Source organism: Streptomyces sp. NPDC037126, from assembly GCF_055605965.1.
Map to the genome: position 1 here is coordinate 93,618 of NZ_JBVJTD010000020.1, position 22,490 is coordinate 116,107.

The window sequence follows — 22,490 nt, forward strand, 5'->3', positions numbered from 1 at the left end:
CGGCGTTCCGGGTGTGCCCGCCGCTGAGTAAAGTGCCTCCAGCGCAACTGTGATGCGTCGAACGGGGACAGGCAGGGGACATGGCCGCGGAGTTATTCGAAGGGCACTATGTATGGCACCCGGCGGCCGACGACCGTGTCCTGGCAAGCGTTTGCGTCGACGTGCGCGCCGGACGATATCGATACGCCCACGAGGCCCTGGCCGAGACCCGTTCCGACTTCGCCCTGCGCGCCCACCGCTCGCTGGTGCTCGCCTCCGAGGCCGCCGGCAGCGACCTGGTGGAGCGCTGGCTGGCCGAGGAGCCCTCGCCCGAGGCGGAGCTGATGTGGGCGCGGGTCGCGGTGCAGCGCGCGCTGCGCGCCGCCGACGCCCGCGACGAGCGCGCCGAGGCGCTGGAGCGGATAGCGCTCACCGCCTGCGAGCGGGCCGCGGCCGAGGCCCCCAAGGATCCCACGCCCTGGGTCGCCAAGCTGGCGATGGCCCGCCTGCACCGGCTGCGCGACCCGGCGCCGCAGGGTCTGCTCACCGCCCCGCCGGGGCCCTGGCGGCTGTTCGCGCACATCCTGTCGCTGGACCCCTGGCACCGCGAGGCCCACCACCGCTTCCTGTCCTCCTTCTTCACGCGCCACGGCGGCTCGGTCAACTCGGCCTGGGACGTGGCCGCCTTCCTGAGCCAGCGGGCGCCCGCCGACTCCGCCCTGCGGCTGCTGCCCCTGGTGGCCCTGGTGGAGAGCTACAACCCGACCCAGCTGCTCGCCGACCGGGTCTGGGAACAGCCCCAGTGGCGCTCCACCGCCCTCGCGATCTACCACAACTGGCTGCCCGCGGTGGCCGGTTACCGCTTCACCCCGGTGCTCGACCTGGCCTACCTCGCGCACGCGCTGGTCATGGCCCAGCGCGAGTTCGAGGCCCGGGCGGTCTTCGCTGCGATGGGCCCGTACGCCTCGCGCATGCCCTGGAGCGCCTTCGGCGACCCCGCCGAGCAGCTCTCCCGGGCGCGCCGCGGCTGCGGCCTGCCCGTCCCCGGACCCGCCTGACCCCGCTCGCCCCCCGCTCCCCATCGAGAGCCATCGAGAGAAAGGTCGATCAGTGTCGGAAGGGATGCCTACCCCACGGGCGAAGGCCCGCGCGGACAAGGACGCGGTCGTGCTCGACGACGACGCGACGCTGCACGCGATGGGTTATCCGCGAAAACTCACGCGCCGTTTCAAGGCGTTCGACAATTTCGCGATCTCCTTCACCATCATCAATATCCTCTCGGGTATCTTCTCGTCCTTCGGATTCGGCATGAACGCGGGTGGGCCCCGCATTCTCGTGTTCGGCTGGATCGGTGTCTCTTTCATGGTGCTGCTCATCGGCGCGGCCATGGCGGAGGTCGCGTCCGCATATCCGACCAGCGGTGCCCTGTATTTCTCCGCCGGTAAACTCGCCAAACGGCACAAGGGCGCCTGGTCCTGGTACACGGGCTGGCTGAACTTCGTGGGCCAGATCGGCGGCACGGCCGCGACCGGCTATGCGGCCGCCACCTTCGTCCAGGCCTTCGTGCAGCTGCAGTGGCCCTCCTACCAGCCGACCGTCCACCAGACGATCCTGATCACGGCCGTGATCATCGTCGTGCAGGGGCTCGCCAACACCTACACCGTGCAGCTCGTCGCCGTACTGAACCGAATTTCCGTGTGGTGGCTGCTGATCGGACTCGTGGTGATCGTCGGGGCACTCATAGTGATGCCGCACCATCATCAGCCCGCGTCCTTCGTGACGCATTTCGAGAACAACACCGGCTTCACTAGCGGACTTTACGGCGGCATGCTCGGTCTGCTGGTCACCAGCTGGACGTTCACCGGGTTCGACGGCAGCTTCCACATGTCCGAGGAAACGGTCCGCGCCACGGTCAACGCGCCCAAGGGGATCACCCGTGCCATCGGCTATTCGGCGATCACCGGTCTCGTCCTGATGCTTGCACTGGTCTACAGCATTAACGACTACTCCAAGGTGGCCGGTGCGGGAGCACCCCCCGTCCAGATCCTCATCGACGGCCTCGGTCTCGCCACCGCCAAGGTGATGCTCCTCATCGTCATCGGCGCGATGCTGTTCTGCGGCCTGGCCAACCTCACCAGCAACACCCGGCAGATCTTCGCCTTCTCCCGGGACGGTGCCATGCCCGGCTCCCGCTGGTGGCACTCGGTCTCGCCGCGCACCCGCACGCCCGTCAAGGCGGTCTGGCTCGCCGTGGTCTGCTCGCTGGCCCTCGTCGTCCCGGGCTGGTGGTCGCACACGGCCTTCACCGCGATCGTCAGCGTGAACGTCGTCGGCCTCTTCCTCGCCTACGCCGTGCCGATCTTCCTGCGGCTGCGCCTCGGCGACGGCTTCGAGCCCGGGCCGTGGCACCTGGGCCGCTGGGGCCGGCCGGTCGGCTGGCTCGCGGTGATCTGGATCGTCCTCAGCAGTGTCCTGTTCATGCTGCCGCAGGCCTCCCCGATCACCGTGGACTCCTTCAACTACGCGCCGATCGCCCTCGCCGCCGTCCTCCTCGTGGCGACGGTCTGGTGGTTCGCCACCGCCCGCCGCCGCTTCCAGGGTCCCGTCAGCTACGGCCGCCCCGACGAGGTCGCCGCGATGGACCTCGTCTGACCGCTCCGAGCGACCCGGCCCCGGCCCCGGCCCCACCCCGCGGGGCCGGGGCCGGGCCGTGTCCCCCGGCTGCCGGATCCCGTCACCGGATCAGACCAATGTTGGTGGCGCGGCATCGGTGGAAGTGCTGGCAGGGGCATGGCGGCTGCTCCATAGTTGGCGCACACGCGTGCACCGGAAATCAGCCACGACTCGGACACCTGGGGGTAATCGCGCCCATGAGCAGAGCCCAACAGCCGTCCCGCAGAACCGTCCTCGCCGTCGCGGTCGCCGCGGCGGTGACCGGAGCGGCCGCGCCCGCTGCCGCCGCCACCGCGCGGGTGACCGCCACCGGCACCGAGGCCGCGGGCCGGGCCGACGCCCGCCCGATCGACTACCACGCCTGGACCACGTACCGGGACTGGCGCTCAGGCGCCGACCAGGGCGTCCGCGCCGTGTCCGGCCCCCGCCCCGGGGTGGTGATCGGTTCGCCCGCAGGCCGCAGCGACTACACAGACCCGCACACCGGCACCACCGCCACCTGGGAGTACGCCACCTGGACCTCCCCGGTGCACCGGCTCTCCGCCCCGGCCACCGAGGTCGTCTCCTCCTGGAACGCGCACACCCCCGACGGCACCTGGCTCCAGGTCGAACTGCTCGGCACCTACTCCGACGGCACCGACACCCCCTGGTACGTGATGGGCCGCTGGGCGGCCGGGGACCAGGACATCAAGCGGACTTCGGTGGACGGCCAGAGCGACGGCCGGAGCAGCATCTGGACCGACACCTTCGCCATCGACGACGCCGGCACCGGCCTGCGGCTCGCGTCGTACCGGCTGCGCCTCACGCTCTACCGCAAGCCCGGCACCCGCCTCACCCCGACCGTCTGGCGGCTCGGCGCGATGGGCTCGGACATCCCCGACCGCTTCACCGTGCCCGCCTCCTCGCCCGGGCTCGCCCAGGAGCTGCCCGTACCGCGCTACTCGCAGGAGATCCACAAGGGCCAGTACCCGCAGTACGACAACGGCGGCGAGGCCTGGTGCAGCCCCACCTCATCGCAGATGATCATCGAGTACTGGGGCGGCCGCCCCACCCCCGAGCAGCTCGCCTGGGTCGACCCGTCCTACGCCGACCCGCAGGTGGACCTGGCCGCCCGCGCCACCTACGACTACCAGTACGAGGGCTGCGGCAACTGGCCCTTCAACGCGGCCTACGCGGCCACCTACCAGGACATCCAGGGCGTGGTAACCCGTCTCGCCTCGCTGACCGACCTGGAGACCCTGGTCGCGGCCGGCATCCCGGCCATAACGTCCCAGTCCTTCCTGAAGACCGAGCTGACCGGCGCCGGCTACGGCACCTCCGGCCATCTGATGACGGTGATCGGCTTCACGGCCGAGGGCGACGTGATCGCCAACGACCCGGCCTCGCCGGGCGACGATGCCGTACGACGGGTCTACCTGCGCCGGGAGTTCGAGAACATCTGGCTCAGGACCAAGCGGTACAACGCCTCGGGCGGTGTCTCCTCGGGCACCGGCGGGGTCTGCTACCTCTACTTCCCGGCGCATCCGACCCCGCGCCAGCGCAAGGCCCTGGCCGCGGTGGGCGTGCGCTGACCGTGTGACCAAGCTCATCGCCGCACGGGCCCTCGCGGGTGGCAAGGTGGACAAAAGGGTGGGGGAACCGCTCTGCACGTCCGACCTCTGTGAGTACCAGCATGACCGCACACCCGGCCACCGCCACCCGCGTCCGCACCGGCGGCCCCCAGGAGGACGGCCCGAAGATCGCCGAACACGTCGTGGGCTGGGTCCTCGTCGCGGTGATCGCCATGCTCGTCACCCGGCTCGGCCTGCTCTGACCCGGGCGGTCCCGGCCTGCTCCGCTTCGGCGCCTCCCGGGCAGGGCATGTTCTGACATACTGCGGATGTCCCGCCGACCGCCTGGAACAGGGCCGAAATTGAATATGCGTCAACAGGCTGCCGTCGTCCGTCCCCGGGTGCGCGGCACCGAGCGCTCCGTGGCGCGTCGCGCCGAACTCATCGCCATCGGGCGCAAGTTGTTCGCCGACACGTCCTACGACGCGCTGTCCATGGACGACATCGCCCGCCAGGCGCATGTCGCCAAGGGGCTGATCTACTACTACTTCCAGTCCAAGCGCGGCTACTACCTGGCGATCATCCAGGACTCCGTCGCCGACCTGGTCACCTACGCCGCAGGCGCCCTCGAACTGCCCGCCGTGGACCGGGTCCACCGCACCATCGACAGCTACCTGCGCTACGCCGAGCATCACCAGGCGGCCTACCGCACCATCGTCAGCGGCGGCGTCGGCTTCGACGCCGAGGTGCACGCCATCCGGGACGGCGTGCGCGAGGCGATCATCACCACCATCGCCGAAGGGGCCTACGGCCGCAGCGACGTCTCCCCGCTGGTGCGGATGGGCCTGCTCTCCTGGGTGTGCAGCGTGGAGGGCGCCGCCCTGGACTGGATCGAACACCCCGAGCTGCCCCGCGACACCATGCGGGAACTGCTGGTGAAGACGCTCGGCGGCGCCCTGCGCGCCATAGAGGAGCTCGACCCGGCCTACCCGGCCCCGCCGCCGGCCCGCCGGGACCAGTGACCCGACGGAGCGGAGGCTCGTGGTCCTCCGCTCCCGGGTCCCCCGCCAGGGGGCCTACCTGACGGCCTTGATCAGCTCGCCGTTCGCGGTGTCGCCGCTCAGTTCCCAGAGGAAGGTGCCGCCGAGGCCCTGCCGGTTCCGGTACGCCGACTTGACGGCGATGGTCGCGGGGGTGTCGTAACTCCACCAGTCGCTGCCGCACTTGGCGTACGCCGTGCCGCCCACGATGCCGGTCGCCGGGCACTTGGCCTTCAGGACCTTGTAGTCGTCGATGCCCTGCTCGTACGTCCCCGCCGCCGGGCCCCTCGCCGTGCCGCCCGGTGCCGCCTGGGTGACGCCCGTCCAGCCGCGGCCGTAGAAACCGATGCCGAGCAGGAGCTTGGCCGCCGGGATGCCGAGTCCGCGGAGCTTCGCGATCGTCGCCGAGGTGCTGAAGTCCGCGTTCGGGATGCCGGGGTAGGAGGTCAGCGGGGAGTGCGGGGCGGTCGGTCCCGTGGCGTCCCAGGCGCCGAAGTAGTCGTACGTCATCGGGTCGTACCAGTCGACGTACCGCGCGGCGCCCGCGTAGTCCGCCGCGTCGATCTTCCCGCCGCGGGTCGCGTCGGCGGTGATCGCCGCGGTCACCAGGTTGCGGGAGCCGAACCTCGACCGCAGTGCGGCCATGACGTCCCTGAAGGCCTCCCGCCCGCTGGTGTCGCAGGTGTCGCCGCAGGCGTTCGGGTACTCCCAGTCGATGTCGATGCCGTCGAACAGCCCCGCCCACCTGGGGTTCTTCACCAGGTCGTAGCAGGACCGGGCGAAGCCGGCCGGGTCCTTCGCGGCCTCCCCGAAGCCGCTGGACCAGCTCCAGCCGCCGAAGGACCACAGGATCTTCAGGCCCGGATGCTTCTTCTTCAGCTTCAGCAGCTGGTTGAAGTTGCCGCGCAGCGGCTGGTCCCCGGTGTCGGCGACGCCGTCGACGGACTCGGCGGCGGTGTAGGCGCGGTCGGTGGCCGCGTAGGAGTCGCCCGGCGCGCACCTGCCCCCGGTGACGTTGCCGAAGGCGTAGTCGATGTGGGTCAGCCTGGACGCGGAGCCCGAGGTCTGGATGTTCCTGACGTAGTACGTGCGGTCGTAGGTGCCCCATTCGGTGAAGTAGCCGACGACCTTGGACCCGGCCGTGAACCGCGGTGCCACGGGGGCGGCGGCGGTCGCGGTGCCCGCGCCGGCCAGCAGGCCCGCGCCGAGGACGGCGGTGCACGCGGCCGAGACGAGGGCCCGCAGCCGCGAGCGCTGGGGAGTGAGCATCGGGTGTCTCCTCGCGGGGTGAGGGTGACGCGCGCCGATTGGCATGAACGCGGTAAAGCGTCGGTCATGCACCCTAGGAGGACTAGACCACTGAGTCAATGGTTCGGACCAATCCGCGCGCACCCGGGTCGCCTCGACTGGAATCTTGAAGTGAGCGGTCGTTAACTGGTGACTGGAGGTCGCCGATCGGGCATACTCACAGCGCACAGCCGCTGGTCAGCAGCTTCCGAGACCCGGGAGCGAGCGCCGGTGGCCGACCGGAACGACCAGGCGGAGCCGCCCCCACCCGACGGGCCAGACCGCCGGTGCCCGAACAGGGAGGAGACCGACGCCATGTCCGACCGCGACCCGCAGCCGGTGGAGCGTCAACTGCCGACGGAAGAGGCGAGGGACCTGCTCGCCCTCGTCCGTGAGATCGCCCAGCGCGAGATCGCGCCGAAGGCAGCCGAGGAGGAGGACGCGGGACGCTTCCCGCGCGAGGTCTTCACCCTGCTCTCCACATCAGGACTGCTCGGCCTGCCGTACGACCCCGAGTACGGCGGCGGCGAACAGCCCTACGAGGTCTACCTCCAGGTCCTGGAGGAGCTGGCCGCGGCCCGCCTCACGGTCGGCCTCGGCGTCAGCGTGCACACCCTCGCCTCCTACGGGCTCGCCACCTACGGCGGCAAGCAGCAGCAGGTCGAGCACCTGCCCGCGATGCTCGGCGGCGGACTCCTCGGCGCGTACTGCCTCTCCGAGCCCTCATCCGGCTCCGACGCGGCCTCGCTGCGCACGAAGGCCGTCCGGGACGGCGACGACTGGGTGATCACCGGCACCAAGGCGTGGATCACGCACGGCGGCATCGCCGACTTCTACACCGTGATGGCGCGCACCGGCGAAGACGGCCCCCGCGGGATCACCGCCTTCCTGGTGCCCGGCGACGCGCCCGGTCTGAGCGCCGCCGCACCCGAGAAGAAGATGGGCATGAAGGGCTCGCCCACCGCCCAGGTCCACTTCGACGGCGTCCGCGTCCCCGACGAGCGGCGCATCGGCGAGGAGGGCCAGGGCTTCACCATCGCCCTGTCCGCCCTCGACTCGGGCCGCCTCGGCATCGCCGCCTGCGCCATAGGTGTCGCCCAGGCCGCCCTCGACGAGGCGGTCGCGTACGCCACCGAGCGCCGGCAGTTCCACCGGCCGATCGCCGACTTCCAGGGCCTGCGTTTCATGATCGCCGACATGGCCACCCAGATCGAGGCCGGCCGCGCGCTCTACCTCGCCGCGGCCCGGCTGCGCGACGCGGGCAGGCCGTTCGCCAAGCAGGCCGCCATGGCCAAGCTGCACTGCACCGACACGGCCATGAAGGTCACCACGGACGCCGTGCAGATACTGGGCGGCTACGGCTACACCGCCGACTTCCCGGCCGAGCGCTACATGCGCGAGGCCAAGGTCCTGCAGATCGTCGAGGGCACCAACCAGATCCAGCGGATGGTCATCGCACGTCACGTGGCGGGACCCGAAGGTCGCTGAACTGCCCCGTGCGGACCGTCGGGGCCGCCAGCCTGACCCACTCCGGGTCGTGGCGGCCCGGCAGGGTGCGGCCCCGGTCGGCCCAGACGCGCATCAGTTCGCGGTAGATGGGCGGGTCCTGCGGCGCGGGAGGCGGAACCGATTCCGCCGGGCGGGGGACGAAAATGCGGCGCTGACGCCCGGTGGCCGAGTACAGGGGGGTCATGCCCGGAAGAACGCGGCGTCCGCCCGGCAGGTCACCGCCCGCCGGAATCGGGCGTCAGTTCACGGACGTCCGCGCCCCGCTCTGGCCTCCTCCCGATATCTGACGTACCGTCAGCGGACTGTCTCCCAGGGGGGTGTCCGTGGCCGACGACCGTCCGGTAGCGCTCGACGAGTACCCCGTGCACCAGGTGCCGCTGTCCATGAGGCACGTGGCGACCGGCGACCGCAACGCCTACGACCGCTGCATCTTCCACGTCCTCGACCACGCCGGCCGTGCCCTGCTGATCCTCGGCCTCGGCGTCTACCCCAACCTCGGCGTGATCGACGCCTATGCCACCCTCCGCACCGGCGACACCCTGTACGCCGTGCGCGCCTCGGACGCCCTCGGTGACGACCGCATGCGGCTCGCCGTCGGCCCGCTGCGCATCGACGTGGCGCGGCCGCTGGAACTCCTGAGGCTGCGCTGCGAGGACGAACTGCTCGCCTGCGACCTGACCTGGACGGCCGCCTTCCCGGCCCTCTGGGAGCCGCACCACCTCCAGCGCCGGGGCGAGCGGCTCACCCTGGAAGGCCGCCGGTTCGTCCAGGCGGGCACCGCGGAGGGCGTGATCCGGGCCGGGGGAGAGGAGTTCCGGGTCACCGCGCGGGACTGGACGGGCACCCGCGACCGCAGCTGGGGCGTCCGGCCGGTGCCGGGCGAGGACGGCGGCCGGCTGGCCCAGGACCACCCCGCCGAGGGCTTCCACTGGATCTGGTGCCCGGTCCGCTTCGCGGACCGCTTCCTCATGGTCGTCACCCAGGAGGACGCCGACGGCTACCGCACCCTGAACGACGCCACCCTCGTCCGGCCCGGCCATCGCGACCGCCAACTCGGCTGGCCCCGCGCCGAGATCGGCTACCGCTCCGGCACCCGCCACCCGGAACGGGCGGTCATCCACCTCGGCGACCCGCGCGAGCCGCACCAACTGGAGGTGGAGACCCTCGTCTCCTCCCCGCTCGCCGTCGGGGCCGGGTACCCGCCCGCCGACGACTGGCAGCACGGCACCTGGCGCGGCCCCGGCTGGACCGACAGCCGCACCTACGACCTCTCCGACCCGGCCGCCCAGCCCCTCGCCGCCTACGGCGTCACCGACCACTCCGCCCGCTTCCGGCTCGACGGGCACACCGGCCACGGGATCTTCGAGCACGGCTCGTTCGGCCGGCACGATCCCAGCGGCTTCACCGGCTTCGACTCGGTCGCGCCCTGAGGGAGGAGCCCGGCATGGCCCCCGCACCGCGCCCCCGCACCACCACCCGCGACCCCGGCGAACTGACCCGCCGGCTCACCGCCTGGCTCGGCACCCGCCTGCCCGGCGCCAGGGCCGTCGGCGTCACCGTCCCGGCCTCCAACGGCATGTCGAGCGAGACCCTGCTGTTCGACATCGACCACCCGCGACCGCCGGTCCGCTCCTGCGCGTTACGGCTCGCCGCGGACCCGGCGGCGTACACCGTCTTCCCGGAGTACGACATGGCCCGCCAGTACCGCACCCTGCGCCTGGTGGCCGAGCGCACGGACGTGCCCGTGCCCCGGGCGCTGTGGCTGGAGGAGGACCCGGGCCCGCTCGGGGCGCCGTTCCTCGTGATGGAACGGGTCGCCGGACGGGTGCCGCCCGACGTCATGCCGTACACCTACGAGGACAGCTGGCTGCACGCGGCGAGCGATGCCGAGCGCGAGCACCTGGAGGCGGCCACGATCGGGCTGCTCGCCCGGCTCCACGACCAAGTCCCGCCCGCCGACGCCCACTTCCTCGCCCTGCCGGGTGAAGGGGACGCCCTGCGCCGGCACGTGGCGGCCCAACGGGCCTACTACGCCTGGGTGACCGACGGACTCGCCCCGTCGCCCCTGATCGAGGCGGCGTTCGACCGGCTGGCCCAGCTGTGGCCCCGCGAGCCCGGCGAACCCGTCCTCACCTGGGGTGACGCGCGCATCGGAAACGTCGTCTACGACGGCTTCGAGCCCGTTGCCGTCCTCGACTGGGAGATGGCGGCACTCGCCCCGCGCGAGGTGGACCTCGGCTGGACGATCTACCTGCACCGCTTCTTCCAGGACCTCACGGCCGGCTCAGGACAGCGGGGACTGCCCGGCCTGCTGCGCCGCGACCGGGTCGAGGCCCGCTACGCGCGCCTGACCGGGCACACCCCGCGGGACATGGAGTTCCACACCCTGTACGCCGCACTGCGGCACGCCGTCGTCATGCTGCGCATCGCCTACCGCCAGGTGTACTTCGGCGAGGCCTCCGTCCCGGCGGACCCGGACACCCTGATCCTGCACCACGGCAGCCTGCGCGCCATGGTGGAGGGAACCTACTGGGAGTGAGCCGGGCCCGGGGCGGGAGCGCTCAGGCGGCCTGGCGGCGCATCGACGGCACGCGCATAGGGCGCGAGCCCGGGCCGCCGACGTGCGAGAAGGGCTGCGTCCGCCAGTTCAGTCCCTGGGGGAGCGTGAGCAGCAGGGCGGTGTCCTGCTCCTGCGGTTCGACGGACTCGTCCGCGGGGCGGGCGTCGGCCGCCGTACGGCCCGTGCCGGCACAGACCGTGAGCCCGAACGGGTTCCACGGCGAGGCGCACAGCGCGTGCTCCGGCAGGACCTCCTCGTCCGCCAGCAGCGCGATGGGCTGCGCGCAGTCCGGGCAGACCACCCGGTACATCTCCAAGGTGTCGTAGGCGTCGAGTTCGTCCTCGAGGGCGTCGGGTTCGACGCCCTCCGGCTCGGGCTCGACCACCGGCTGCTGCCGCTTGGACGCGGATCGACCAGGGCGCTTGACACTCTGCATGGGACTCTCCCCCTAAGGATGGGCCGAGAAGGCGCTGAGGCCTCGACCACAGCAAGCACTTCCCGCCCGGTCTCGGCGGTAATCACGAGAACATCACGGAGCCTGTTCGAACCATGTGGCGTTCATCACATGCCATGCGAGGGTGTTCACGAGGGCCCCGCGGCGGTGCTTTTTGTATCGAACCGGCCATGACCTGCGCTCTCGGCTATCCGAGGAGATCAACCGCACTGTAGGTTTTGGCGCCATGGAGGAGCTGGACCGTCAGATCGTGCAGCTGCTCGTCAAGGACGGGCGGATGAGCTACACAGACCTGGGCAAGGCCACGGGCCTGTCCACGTCGGCCGTGCACCAGCGGGTGCGCCGGCTCGAACAACGTGGCGTCATCCGCGGCTATGCCGCGGTGGTCGACCCGGAGGCCGTCGGGCTGCCGATGACCGCGTTCATCTCGGTGAAACCGTTCGACCCCAGCGCCCCGGACGACATCGCGGACCGCCTGGCGGGCGTCCCCGAGATCGAGGCCTGCCACAGCGTCGCCGGCGACGAGAACTACATCCTCAAGGTCCGTGTGGCCACCCCGCACGAACTGGAGGAACTGCTCGCCCGGCTGCGCGGCCTGGCGGGCGTGTCGACGCGTACGACGGTGGTCCTGTCGACGCCGTACGAGGCCCGCCCGCCCCGGATCTGAGCGCCACCGGCCCGCCGGCGGGGGCGCGGCCGGCGCCGGCCGCGCCCTTTCGCCCGCCCCAGGTGCGGCGGCCCCCTTCCGGCGGGGGAAACTGTGCGCTATGAGTGAGCGCACCACCGAGCCCCCCGAGACCGTCCTCCTGCGCCGCGGTGAGGTGCACAGCCCCGCCGACCCCTTCGCGACGGCGATGGTCGTCGAGGCGGGACAAGTCGCCTGGGTCGGCTCCGAGGGCGCCGCCGACGCCTTCGCCGACGGCGTGGACGAGGTGGTCGACCTCGACGGCGCCCTGGTCACCCCGGCCTTCACCGACGCACATGTGCACACCACCGCGACCGGTCTCGCGCTGACCGGCCTCGACCTGTCCGGCGCGCCCTCCCTGGAGGCGGCCCTCGCCCTGGTCCGCGAGTTCGCCGCCGCCCGCCCCGGCGACCGGGTCCTGCTGGGCCACGGCTGGGACGCCGCCCGCTGGCCCGGCGGCCGCCCGCCGACCCGCGCCGAACTCGACGAGGCCACCGGCGGCCGCCCCCTGTACCTGTCCCGCATCGACGTGCACTCGGCCGTCGTCAGCACCGCCCTGCTGGACCTGGTCCCCGGCGACCTCCCCCGTGAGGACGCCCCGCTCACCCGCGACGCCCACCACGCCGTACGGGATGCCGCCCTCGGAGCCATCACACCGGCCCAGCGCGCCGAGGCCCAGCGCACCGCCCTCGCCCACGCGGCCTCCCTCGGCATCGGCTCGGTGCACGAGTGCGGCGGCCCCCAGATCTCCTCCGAGGACGACTTCACCGCCCTGTTGAGGCTCGCCACCGAGCTGCCCGGCCCCCGTGTCGTCGGCTACTGGGCCGAACAGAACGTCGACCGGGCGCGGGAGCTGGGTGCCGTGGGCGCGGCGGGCGACCTCTTCGCCGACGGCGCCCTCGGCTCGCACACCGCCTGCCTGCACGAGCCGTACGCCGACGCGGGCCACACCGGCACCGCCTACCTGGACGCCGAGGCCGTCGCCGCCCACGTGGTGGCCTGCACCGAGGCGGGGCTCCAGGCGGGCTTCCACGCCATCGGCGACGCCGCCGTGACCGCCGTCGTGGCGGGCGTGCGCGCCGCCGCCGAGAAGATCGGCCTCGCCCGGATCCGCGCCGCCCGGCACCGCGTCGAGCACGCCGAGATGCTCACCCCCGAGACCGTCGCCGGCTTCGCCGAGCTGGGCCTGATCGCATCCGTGCAGCCCGCCTTCGACGCGCTGTGGGGCGGTGAGGACGGCATGTACGCCCGCCGGCTCGGCGCCGGCCGGGCCCGCACCCTCAACCCCTTCGCCGCCCTGCTCCGCGCCGGTGTGCCCCTCGCCTTCGGCTCCGACAGCCCCGTCACCCCGCTCGACCCCTGGGGCACGGTCCGCGCCGCCGCCTTCCACCACACGCCCGAGCACCGGGTCTCCGTGCGCGCCGCCTTCACGGCGCACACGCGCGGCGGCTGGCGGGCGACCGGCCGCGACGACGCGGGCGTGCTGGTGCCGGGTGCGCCCGCCGACTACGCCGTCTGGCGCACCGACGAACTGGTCGTCCAGGCCCCGGACGACCGGGTGGCGCGCTGGTCCACCGACCCGCGCTCCGGCACCCCGGGCCTGCCCGACCTCACCCCGGGCCGCGACCTGCCGGTCTGCCTGCGCACCGTGGTCGGCGGGCGGACCGTGTTCGTACGGCCGGGCGAGTGATCTACCGGGGTGGCGCGGCGCCCGTGGGGCGCCGCCGCCGCCTCGCGCGACCTGCGCATCCTCCGGGCTTTCCGCCTGCCCGTCGGCGTTTGCGCAGGTAAAGAGGCTGTTGACAGTCGGCGGCGGGGGGCCGGTAGGTTCGTCCGAGTCCACCACCGGACGCCCGACCGGGGAGCGTTCGCGCAACTCGCCGCAGCGCCGCTGGGTCAGGGACGGTGTGCCGCACCGGGGCACCGTCGCTGGGAACCAGGCTCAGCGCCCCGCGCCGACGAGGAAGCGTTCCCGCCGGTCGGCAAGGTGTGACCCGGGTGGGGCCCGGGCTCAGTAGACAACGGCTTTCGGTCGATCCGCAGCCAGCGGGTCCCAGGTCGGCCCGAAGGGCGCCGGGCCCCCATCCGCAGCGGGACGAAGGCGTCCGAGGCGTGCTCGGGGCGATCCGGAGAGCCGGAACGCGGCACGAACGTGGCGAAAACGCAGCGTGAAGATGCCAAAGAACGCATTCTTACCCCACTCTTGTGGAATCGACACCACCATACGAACGGGCTGTCGCGTCTTCCCAGGCGGCGACCACTATGGTGGACGCCTGCGTACGACCAGAAGGGGCAGCAGTGAACGACGGCGACGGGACCCTCGCGGCCACGGCTCAGGGGAGGCAGTTCGGTCCGCTCGGCACGGCCTTGGTGATCATCCCGACCTACAACGAGGCGGAGAACATCAAGACCATCGTCGGCCGGGTACGCAAGGCCGTCCCCGAGGCGCACGTGCTGATCGCGGACGACAACAGCCCGGACGGCACCGGCAAGCTCGCCGACGAGCTGGCGGCCGAGGACGCGAACGTCCAGGTGATGCACCGCAAGGGCAAGGAGGGCCTCGGCGCCGCCTACCTCGCGGGCTTCCGCTGGGGCCTGGAGCACGACTACGGCGTGCTGGTCGAGATGGACGCCGACGGCTCCCACCAGCCCGAGGAGCTGCCGCGGCTGCTCACCGCGCTGAAGAGCGCCGACCTGGTGCTCGGCTCCCGCTGGGTGCCCGGCGGCCGGGTGGTCAACTGGCCCAAGTCCCGCGAGTTCATCTCCCGGGGCGGCAGCCTCTACTCGCGGCTCGCGCTCGACCTGCCGCTGCGCGACATCACCGGCGGCTACCGCGCCTTCCGCCGTGAGACCCTCCAGGGCCTCGGCCTGAGCGAGGTCGCCTCGCAGGGCTACTGCTTCCAGGTCGACCTCGCCCGCCGCGCGGTCAAGGCCGGCTACCACGTGGTCGAGGTCCCGATCACCTTCGTGGAGCGCGAACTCGGCGACTCCAAGATGAGCAAGGACATCCTGGTCGAGGCGCTGTGGCGGGTCACCGCCTGGGGCGCGAGCGACCGGGTCGCCAAGCTCACCGGCAAGAAGCGGTCCTCCTAGCCCGCCGCGGGCCCCGGCCGGTCATCCCCTTATCCGGCACTGAGCCGGGGCCAGGCACACTGGGAGCATGACGACTGGCGCTCCGACCTCTCCGTACACCGCCCGGCCCCGGCGCTCCCGGCTGCGCAGGTATCTGCCGCTGGGGATCGCCGCGTGGCTGGTGCTGGAGATCTGGTTGCTGACCCTGGTCGCGGGCGCGGCCGGGGGCCTCACCGTGTTCCTCCTCCTCGTCGCGGGCGTCGTGGCCGGTTCCGTGGTGATCAAGCGGGCCGGCCGTCGCGCCTTCCAGAGCCTCAACGAGGCGTTGCAGCGGGGCGGTTCGCCCGAGCGCGGCGGCGGCAACGGACTGATGATGCTCGGCGGCCTGCTGCTGATCATCCCCGGTCTCCTCTCCGACGTGGCGGGTCTGCTCCTGCTCGTCCCCCCGGTCCAGCGGGCCGTGAGCCGCTTCGGGGAGAGCGCCCTGGACAGGCGGCTGCGCGGTGCCTCCCCGGGCAGCCTGGGCGACGCCTTCCAGCAGGCCCGTATCCACCGCCCCGACGGCAAGGTCGTGCAGGGCGAGGTCATCCGCGAGGACCGTCCCGAGCAGGGCGGGCAGTGGCCGCCGCTGAACCAGTAGCCGGACACGGCAAAGACCGCGGGCGCCGTACGTGAGACGTACGGCGCCCGCGGTCTGTTGTGCGCTGTGCGGTTTCCCGCTATGCGGACTTGCGGCTGTCCCGGGGATGAATCGCGATGTTCATCGCCCCCGAGCGCAGAACCGCCAGGCGCTCCTCAAGGACCTCTTCGAGCTCCTCACGGGTGCGCCGCTCCATCAGCATGTCCCAATGGGTACGCGCGGGCTTGGCCTTCTTCTCTTCCGGGCCGTCGCCGTCCACGAGGAGTGCCTGGGCCCCGCAGACCTTGCACTCCCACTCCGGCGGAATCTCCGCCTCGACGGAGAAGGGCATCTCGAAGCGATGACCCTTCTCACATGCGTACTCCACGGCCTGGCGCGGGGCCAGGTCGATGCCGCGGTCCGTCTCGTAGCTGGTCACCACGAGGCGCGTACCGCGAAGAGCTCGCTCACTCATGAATCGTGCCTCCCGGGCTTGTCGCCCACAGGACAGGTGTCGCTGTCGTCGTCATCCGGTCAACGTCCGGTCGGCGGTAAAGATTCCCGTTACGGGTCATGCGTCGCCGTCGTAGCCGCCCCTTGTTCTACCCACAGGCGCCCGGTTTGTCACATCTGCTAGCAGATGTCACCCAGCGTTCCGGCATCTTTGACGCGCAGTAACGGTACGCCTGGCAGGCCAAACGCGTACACTACCGCCCTTTCGTGTTGAACGCTAAATCGGCGCTAGATCTTCTCCGGTACGGGGTTGCCCGCCTCGGCGATCGCCCGCCGCACGGGGACCCGCGCGAGCAGCGCGAAACCGATGACGAAGAAGGCCACCAGGGAGATGATCGCGGAGCGGTAGCTGCCGGTCATCTGGTAGGTCACGCCGAACAGCAGCGGCCCGAGCCAGCTCATCCCGCGGTCGCTCATCTCGTAGGCCGAGAAGTACTCGGCCTCCTTCCCGGGCGGCACCAGATGGGAGAACAGCGACCGGGACAGCGCCTGGCTGCCGCCGAGGACGAGGCCGATCCCGCCGGCCAGCACGAAGAAGAACACCGGCGCGTTCGCGGGCAGGAAGTAACCGGCACCGAGCGTGACCGTCCAGGCCACCAGCGAGCCCAGGATCGTCCGCTGGGCGCCGTACACCCGGGACAGCCGCCCCATCCCCAGCGCCCCCGCCACGGCCAGCACCTGCACGAGCAGCACGGCCACGATGAGCGTCGACTGCCCGAGCCTGAGCTCCTGGGAACCGTAGACCGAGGCCTGGGAGATCACCGTCTGGATGCCGTCGTTGTAGATGAGGTACGCCAGCAGGAAGGACAGCGTCAGCGGATGCCTGCGCATGTCCCGCACCGTCGCAGCGAGCTGCCGCAGCCCGGGCGCCGCGGCGCGGTCCACGCGCGTGTGCCGGTCGCGCAGCCTGCGCAGCGGAATGAGCGTGAAGGCACCCCACCACAGGCCCGCCGAGGCCAGGCAGATACGGACGGCGGCCGTCTCGGAGAGACCGAAGGAGGAGTGGGCCGAGTACAGGACCAGGTTGGCCACCAGCATCGAGGAGCCGGCCCCGTAGCCGAAGGCCCAGCCCCGGGAGGAGACCGCGTCCCGCTCCTCGGGCGGGGCGATCTGCGGCAGATAGGAGTTGTAGAGCATCATCCCGACGGACTGCGCCGCGTTGGCCACGACGAGCAGCACCCCGCCGAGCAGATAGCGGTCGCCGTCGAGGAAGAACATGCCCGTGGTCGCGGCCGCCCCGGTGTACGCGGCCGCCGCGAGCAACGGCTTCTTGCGGCCCGTACGGTCGGCCGTGCTGCCCACGAGGGGCATCACCACGACGGACAGGATCACCGAGAGCGACACCGAGTAGGCGAAGAAGGAGCCCGCCCGGACCGGGACGCCCAGCGGGTGCACATAGCCGTCGGCGTCCGCCGCGTGCTGGGCGACCGCGGTGAGGTAGGGGCCGAGGAAGACGGTCAGCACGCTCGTCGAATAGACCGAGCACGCCCAGTCGTAGAAGTACCAGCCGTGCTGCTCGCGTCTGCGCCCGGCGGTCTCGTCCGCCCCTTGTGCCCGCACGGTGTCGATGTCCACCCGTGCCCTCGCTTCCCCGTTCAACTGCGAAGGCTCGGGCCGGGGCGCCCGGGTGCTCAGACCCAGACGCCGCGCTCTTCCATGACCTTGCGCAACGTGTCGATGTGATCGGTCATGATGCCATCCACGCCGAGGTCCAGGAGCCGGTGCATCCGCTCCGGTTCGTTGATCGTCCACACGTGCACCTGCAGCCCGTACGCGTGGGCGGCGCGGACGAAGCGGTGGTCGACCACCGGGACGCCCGACTGGGCCTCGGGCACCTGCGCGGCGACGGCCGACCGGCGCACCGCGGCGGGCAGTCCCCAGGAGCGCAGCCGCAGGTTCAGCACCCCGCGGGTGCCGAACGAGGTGGCGAGGCGGGGCCCGGCCAGCCGCTGGGCGCGCAGCACCCGCGCCTCGGAGAAGGAGCCCACGCAGACGCGGTCCCAGGCGCTCGTGCGCTCGATCAGCTGCAGCAGCGGCCGCAGCGCGGGCTCGGTCTTGACGTCGACGTTCCAGCGCACCTCGGGGAAGGTCTCCAGCAGTTCCTCGAACAAAGGCACCGGTTCCCGGCCGCCCACCCGCGCCTGGCGCACCTCGTCCCACGCGAGGTCGGCGATCCGGCCCGCCCCGTCGGTGACCCGGTCCAGGGTCGCGTCGTGGAAGGCGACGAGCCGGCCGTCCGCCGTGGCGTGCACGTCGGTCTCGATGTACCGGTAGCCCAGCTCGACGGCGCGCCGGAACTGGGCCTCGGTGTTCTCCACGCCGTCGGCGGCCCCGCCCCGGTGGGCGAAGGCGATCGGGCCGGGGTGGTCGAGATAGGGGTGGCGTATCGCGGTGGTCACCGACGCAGTATCGCCCGGCCGGGTGTCCTTTCGGCAACGACGGCGCTTCCGGCCGATGCCGGCGCGACGGCGAACACCCGCAGGAACAGCTGCGCCAGCGGGCCGATCGACGCGGCGTACAGCACGGTGCCCACCCCGATGGTGCCGCCCAGCGCGAACCCGGTGACCACCACCGTCACCTCGATCACCGTGCGCACCAGCCGGACCGAGCGGCCGGTGCGCCGGTGCAGCCCCGTCATCAGCCCGTCGCGCGGTCCCGGCCCGAAGTTCGCCGAGATGTACAGGCCGGTCGCCACGCCGTTGAGCACGATCCCGGCAAGCAGCAGCGGAACGCGCACCAGGAGGGAGTGCGCCGCCGGGACGAGCGCCAGCGTGCCGTCCATGGCGAGGCCGACGACGAAGACGTTGGAGACCGTGCCGAGCCCGGGACGCTGGCGCAGCGGGATCCACAGCAGCAGCACCGCCGCACCCACGACGATCGACACCACGCCGATGGTGAGGCCGGTCAGCTTCGCGAGCCCCTGGTGCAGCACGTTCCAGGGTTCCAGACCCAGGCCGGACGCCACGAGCAGCGCGGAGCTCGCGCCGTAGAGCGCGAGCCCGCTGTAGAGCGGGATCAACCGTCGTGCGAGGTGGCCCCGAGTGGACACGACATACCCCCCTGGGTGGTGGCGGTGGCCTGACGCATGACACTCTGTGGCTTGCGATGAAACGGCATCCATGGCCAATTCAGGGAAGGTGGACTGATCTTCATGGCGCAGTGGACCTCGGCGGTGGGGGCCGCGCAGCTCGCCCGCCTTCTCACCTCCCAGCAGGAGCGGCCGGCCGGCCCCGGCACCCGCCGGCCGCCCGCCTACCGGGCGCTCGCCGACGGCATCCGGCTGCTGGTCCTCGAAGGCCGCGTCCCGGTCGCCGCCCGCCTGCCCGCGGAACGCGAACTGGCCCTTTCCCTCTCCGTCAGCCGGACCACGGTCGCGGCCGCCTACGAGGCGCTGCGCAGCGAGGGCTTCCTGGAGTCCCGGCGCGGGGCCGGCAGCTGGACCGCCGTGCCGGCCGGCAACCCGCTGCCCGCCCGCGGCCTGGAGCCCCTGCCCCCGGAGGCCCTGGGCTCGGTGATCGACCTGGGCTGCGCGTCCCTGCCCGCGCCCGAGCCGTGGCTCACCCGCGCGGTCCAGGGCGCCCTGGAGGAACTGCCGCCGTACGCCCACACGCACGGCGACTATCCCGCCGGACTGCCCGCCCTGCGCGCGATGATCGCCGAGCGCTACACCGCGCGCGGGATCCCCACCATGCCGGAGCAGATCATGGTGACGACCGGCGCGATGGGCGCCATCGACGCCATCTGCCACCTCTTCGCGGGCCGCGGCGAGCGCATCGCCGTGGAGTCCCCCTCCTACGCCAACATCCTCCAGCTCATGCGGGAGGCGGGCGCCCGTCTGGTGCCGGTCGCGATGGCCGAGGGGCTGTCCGGCTGGGACATGGACCGCTGGCGCCAGGTCCTGCGCGAGGCCGCTCCCCGCCTCGCCTACGTGGTCGCCGACTTCCACAACCCCACCGGTGCGCTGGCCGACGAGGACCAGCGGCGCCGGCTGGTGGACGCGGCCCGCTCGGCCGGCACCGTGCTCGTCGCCGACGAGACGATGACCGAGCTGTGGCTGGACGAGGAACTGGGGGACGGGGGGATGCCGCGCCCGGTGTGCGCCTTCGACCCCGCCGGCTCCACGGTGATCACGGTCGGCTCGGCCAGCAAGGCGTTCTGGGCCGGCATGCGCATCGGCTGGGTCCGTGCCGCGCCCGACGTCATCCGCAGCCTCGTCGCCGCCCGTGCCTACGCCGACCTCGGCACTCCGGTCCTGGAGCAGCTGGCCGTCAACTGGCTGTTCAGCACCGGCGGCTGGCAGCAGGCGGTCGCGCTGCGGCGGGCCCACGCCCGGGAGAACCGGGACGCCCTCGTCGCCGCCCTCGCCCGTGAGCTGCCGGACTGGGAGTTCGAGGTCCCGCGGGGCGGCCTGACCCTCTGGGTCCGTGCCGGCGGCCTCTCCGGCTCCCGTCTCGCCGAGGCCGGCGAGCGCGTCGGCGTCCGCGTCCCCTCCGGCCCCCGCTTCGGGGTCGACGGCGCCTTCGAGGGCTACGTCCGCCTGCCCTTCACCGTCGGGGGAGCGGTCGCCGATGAGGCCGCCTCCCGCCTCGCCGCGGCTGCGCACCTGGTGGAAACGGGAGCGACGGGCGCGACGGAGGCACCGCGCACGTTCGTGGCGTAGCCGCCCGCACGGCGAAGGGGCTCCGCGCCGAGGTGCCCGGTACCGGGCGTCCGTCGCCGATCGGGCGGTCGCTCGCGCTCCTGGGGTTGCGGCAACGGCACCCGTTTCGCACCGCACTCCGCGAGCGGGGGGCAGCCGCCTGCCCGGGCGGACGGCTCCGCGCCGGCGTGCCCGGTACCAGGCGTCCGTCGCCGATCGGCAGTCACCCCGCGCTCCAGGGGACCGCGGAAACGGCACTCGGATCGCACCGCACTCCGTGAGCGGGGGGGTGTCCAACCCCCCGCTCAGGAACTCTCCGCGGCGACCACCGGTGCCGCCTCGGCCGTGGGCTTGGTCAGGTCGATCCGCTCCGCGTCGCCTGGCGTGCTCCGCCCCGGCAGCAGCGCCAGCACGGCCTGCCGGTCGACGTCGCTGGTCGCGTCGTCGTACGGATCGGGTGTACGCGGTACCTGGAGCCGGTGGACCACGCCGTTGCCCAGCCGGGCGTACCCACGCCCGGGCGGCACATGGGCCGGTGGCGTCGTCTGCGGCGGTGCGCCCAGCACGGCCGTGACCTGCTGGGGAGCCGCGGACCCGAGCACGACGCGCGCGCGCGTGTGCTGCCGTACGGCGTCGTCCAGCGCCTCCGCGCTCTCGAACTGCTCGGCCACGACGACGGTCACGTTCGCCGCGCGCCCGTGCCGCAGCGGCACCTGGAGCAGCGTCTGCGGGTCCTTGCGGCCGTCGGCCGCCGCGAGGTGCGCGAAGACGCTCGGGCGGTCCACGAGGATCCACAGCGGACGCCGGGTGTCCTGCGGCGGCGGGTCGCCCGCCTGCCGGGCCAGGTTGATCGCGATGAGCCGCCGCTCGGTCTCCTGCGCGGCCCACTCCAGGCTCGCCAGCGCGCCCGGCAGGGCGCACTCCACGGCCAGCACGCCGTCGCGCCCGGTCAGACATGCGTACTCGCCGGTGCCGCCCCCGTCGACGATCAGGATGTCGGCGTACTGCAGGGCCTGGAGCGCGATGGAGCGCAGCAGCGTGGACGTGCCGCTGCCGGGATGCCCCATGGCCAGCAGGTGCGGTTCGGTGGAGCGGATGCCGGTGCGCCAGACGACCGGCGGGACGTCGCACCGCTCCTCGCCGTAGGAGAGCGGGAGCGTGCGCTGGACCTCGCTCGGGTCGGTGAAGCCGAGGACGGTCTCGCCGGGCGCGGTGACGAAACGCTGGGCGGCGATGTCGGCGGGCAGCGGCGCGAGGGCGGTCACGGCGAGCTGGTTGCCCACCTCGTCCCACGCGAAGTGGTACTCGCGGCTCCGCCCCGACTTCGCCGTGAGCAACTGCTCGATCCGCGCGCGGGCCTCGGGCTCGCCGTCCGGGAAGTAGGCGGGGTAGCGGATCGTGAGGTGTCCGACGCGTCCGCTGTCGTCGAACTCGTACGCGGGGAAGGCCTTCTCCCATTCGCCCCCGTGCAGGTACAGCGGCGCCGGGTCCTCGGGGCCGGAGAAGTAGGGCACCAGCGCCTCGTAGAGGGACTGGAGCCGCTCGGTCTGGGACTCGTCGGGCCCGTCGGGCTCCGCCGGGGTGCGCTCGCGGCCCTGCCAGGCCGCCGCCGCCATCACGGTGATGACGGCGAGCAGCGGCCCGTACGGCGCGAGCGCCACGACCAGGATCAGGGATGCCACCAGGAACAGCAGTGGTCCGCGCCTGTCCTTGGGGGTGTCGGCCCATCTGCGCCGCCCGGCCGAGGCCAGAAGGCGCAGTCCGCGCGAGACGGTGATCAGCGGGTGGAGGACGTCGGTGGCGCTGTCGGCCGCCGTCCGGGCCAGCTCCCGGCTCCGGGCGATCTGCATCCGGGCGATCTGCGCGCTGTCTTTGCTCAGAATGCGGGGGAGAGGGCGCCGGGCCACTGC

General features: G+C 72.4%; 20 protein-coding genes. 13 read left to right on the top strand and 7 right to left on the bottom strand.

Going from position 1 to position 22,490, the window contains the following annotated elements; genetic code table 11:
* Window positions 1-80 precede the first annotated feature (80 nt).
* The 5 genes from ACZ7FF_RS34180 (at window position 81) to ACZ7FF_RS34200 (ending at window position 5,224) form a co-directional block, all read left to right on the top strand.
* A complete protein-coding gene (locus tag ACZ7FF_RS34180) occupies window positions 81-1,037 on the top strand; it encodes a hypothetical protein (protein ID WP_470817270.1) in 957 nt (318 codons plus the stop codon).
* Window positions 1,038-1,101: 64 nt separating this feature from the next.
* On the top strand, window positions 1,102-2,631 hold the full coding sequence (locus ACZ7FF_RS34185) for an amino acid permease (protein WP_470817271.1): 1,530 nt from the start codon (window positions 1,102-1,104) through the stop codon (window positions 2,629-2,631).
* A 218-nt stretch (window positions 2,632-2,849) separates the two neighbouring features.
* The gene (locus ACZ7FF_RS34190; protein ID WP_470817273.1) at window positions 2,850-4,223 is read left to right on the top strand and encodes a peptidase C39 family protein; all 1,374 of its coding nucleotides are present in this window, start codon (window positions 2,850-2,852) and stop codon (window positions 4,221-4,223) included.
* A gap of 101 nt (window positions 4,224-4,324) precedes the next feature.
* Window positions 4,325-4,465, top strand: coding sequence for an SCO1431 family membrane protein (locus ACZ7FF_RS34195; RefSeq protein WP_470817275.1), 141 nt, complete (start codon window positions 4,325-4,327; stop codon window positions 4,463-4,465).
* A 105-nt stretch (window positions 4,466-4,570) separates the two neighbouring features.
* Window positions 4,571-5,224, top strand: coding sequence for a TetR/AcrR family transcriptional regulator (locus ACZ7FF_RS34200; RefSeq protein WP_470817277.1), 654 nt, complete (start codon window positions 4,571-4,573; stop codon window positions 5,222-5,224).
* A 54-nt stretch (window positions 5,225-5,278) separates the two neighbouring features.
* Here ACZ7FF_RS34200 and ACZ7FF_RS34205 read toward each other — a convergent pair whose 3' ends face one another.
* Window positions 5,279-6,511 carry a glycoside hydrolase family 18 protein gene (locus ACZ7FF_RS34205; RefSeq protein ID WP_470817278.1) on the bottom strand — a complete coding sequence of 411 codons (1,233 nt, stop codon included), beginning with the start codon at window positions 6,509-6,511 and terminating at the stop codon, window positions 5,279-5,281.
* Between the two features lie 333 nt (window positions 6,512-6,844).
* On the opposite strand from ACZ7FF_RS34205, the gene ACZ7FF_RS34210 reads away from it, so the two are divergent.
* The 3 genes from ACZ7FF_RS34210 (at window position 6,845) to ACZ7FF_RS34220 (ending at window position 10,577) form a co-directional block, all read left to right on the top strand.
* Entirely contained in the window at window positions 6,845-8,017 is a 1,173-nt protein-coding gene (locus tag ACZ7FF_RS34210) for an acyl-CoA dehydrogenase family protein (RefSeq protein ID WP_470817280.1), read from the top strand.
* A 344-nt stretch (window positions 8,018-8,361) separates the two neighbouring features.
* Window positions 8,362-9,468 (top strand): Rv3169 family protein, encoded by a 1,107-nt coding sequence (locus tag ACZ7FF_RS34215; RefSeq protein WP_470817282.1) that lies wholly within the window; start codon window positions 8,362-8,364, stop codon window positions 9,466-9,468.
* A gap of 14 nt (window positions 9,469-9,482) precedes the next feature.
* Window positions 9,483-10,577 carry a phosphotransferase family protein gene (locus ACZ7FF_RS34220; RefSeq protein ID WP_470817284.1) on the top strand — a complete coding sequence of 365 codons (1,095 nt, stop codon included), beginning with the start codon at window positions 9,483-9,485 and terminating at the stop codon, window positions 10,575-10,577.
* Window positions 10,578-10,599: 22 nt separating this feature from the next.
* Here the strand turns inward: ACZ7FF_RS34220 and ACZ7FF_RS34225 are convergent, their stop codons facing one another.
* The gene (locus ACZ7FF_RS34225) at window positions 10,600-11,034 is read right to left on the bottom strand and encodes a hypothetical protein (RefSeq protein WP_470817285.1); all 435 of its coding nucleotides are present in this window, start codon (window positions 11,032-11,034) and stop codon (window positions 10,600-10,602) included.
* A gap of 244 nt (window positions 11,035-11,278) precedes the next feature.
* Here ACZ7FF_RS34225 and ACZ7FF_RS34230 point away from each other — a divergent pair, with 244 nt between their 5' ends.
* From ACZ7FF_RS34230 to fxsA, 4 genes are all read left to right on the top strand, one after another.
* Window positions 11,279-11,719 (top strand): Lrp/AsnC family transcriptional regulator, encoded by a 441-nt coding sequence (locus tag ACZ7FF_RS34230; protein ID WP_053759891.1) that lies wholly within the window; start codon window positions 11,279-11,281, stop codon window positions 11,717-11,719.
* A gap of 100 nt (window positions 11,720-11,819) precedes the next feature.
* The gene (locus ACZ7FF_RS34235; RefSeq protein WP_470817287.1) at window positions 11,820-13,427 is read left to right on the top strand and encodes an amidohydrolase; all 1,608 of its coding nucleotides are present in this window, start codon (window positions 11,820-11,822) and stop codon (window positions 13,425-13,427) included.
* A 608-nt stretch (window positions 13,428-14,035) separates the two neighbouring features.
* Window positions 14,036-14,830, top strand: a complete 795-nt coding sequence (locus tag ACZ7FF_RS34240; protein ID WP_470817288.1) for a polyprenol monophosphomannose synthase — start codon at window positions 14,036-14,038, stop codon at window positions 14,828-14,830.
* 67 nt (window positions 14,831-14,897) lie between these two features.
* Window positions 14,898-15,449: an FxsA family membrane protein gene (gene fxsA, locus ACZ7FF_RS34245; RefSeq protein WP_470817289.1), complete on the top strand. Its 552-nt coding sequence runs from the start codon at window positions 14,898-14,900 to the stop codon at window positions 15,447-15,449.
* Window positions 15,450-15,528: 79 nt separating this feature from the next.
* On the opposite strand, the gene ACZ7FF_RS34250 is transcribed toward fxsA, so the two are convergent.
* From ACZ7FF_RS34250 to yczE, 4 genes are all read right to left on the bottom strand, one after another.
* Window positions 15,529-15,903, bottom strand: a complete 375-nt coding sequence (locus tag ACZ7FF_RS34250; protein WP_010046329.1) for an RNA polymerase-binding protein RbpA — start codon at window positions 15,901-15,903, stop codon at window positions 15,529-15,531.
* A gap of 266 nt (window positions 15,904-16,169) precedes the next feature.
* Window positions 16,170-17,516 (bottom strand): MFS transporter, encoded by a 1,347-nt coding sequence (locus ACZ7FF_RS34255; RefSeq protein WP_470817356.1) that lies wholly within the window; start codon window positions 17,514-17,516, stop codon window positions 16,170-16,172.
* A 56-nt stretch (window positions 17,517-17,572) separates the two neighbouring features.
* Complete coding sequence (locus ACZ7FF_RS34260) at window positions 17,573-18,340, bottom strand: glycerophosphodiester phosphodiesterase (protein ID WP_470817291.1); 768 nt, start codon at window positions 18,338-18,340, stop codon at window positions 17,573-17,575.
* A complete protein-coding gene (yczE, locus tag ACZ7FF_RS34265) occupies window positions 18,337-18,990 on the bottom strand; it encodes a membrane protein YczE (RefSeq protein ID WP_470817292.1) in 654 nt (217 codons plus the stop codon). The genes ACZ7FF_RS34260 and yczE overlap by 4 nt, the downstream gene beginning before the upstream one ends.
* A gap of 102 nt (window positions 18,991-19,092) precedes the next feature.
* On the opposite strand from yczE, the gene ACZ7FF_RS34270 reads away from it, so the two are divergent.
* Window positions 19,093-20,601 (top strand): SCO1417 family PLP biosynthesis transcription factor, encoded by a 1,509-nt coding sequence (locus ACZ7FF_RS34270; RefSeq protein WP_470817293.1) that lies wholly within the window; start codon window positions 19,093-19,095, stop codon window positions 20,599-20,601.
* 284 nt (window positions 20,602-20,885) lie between these two features.
* Here ACZ7FF_RS34270 and ACZ7FF_RS34275 read toward each other — a convergent pair whose 3' ends face one another.
* On the bottom strand, window positions 20,886-22,487 hold the full coding sequence (locus ACZ7FF_RS34275) for a hypothetical protein (protein WP_470817294.1): 1,602 nt from the start codon (window positions 22,485-22,487) through the stop codon (window positions 20,886-20,888).
* Window positions 22,488-22,490 lie beyond the last annotated feature (3 nt).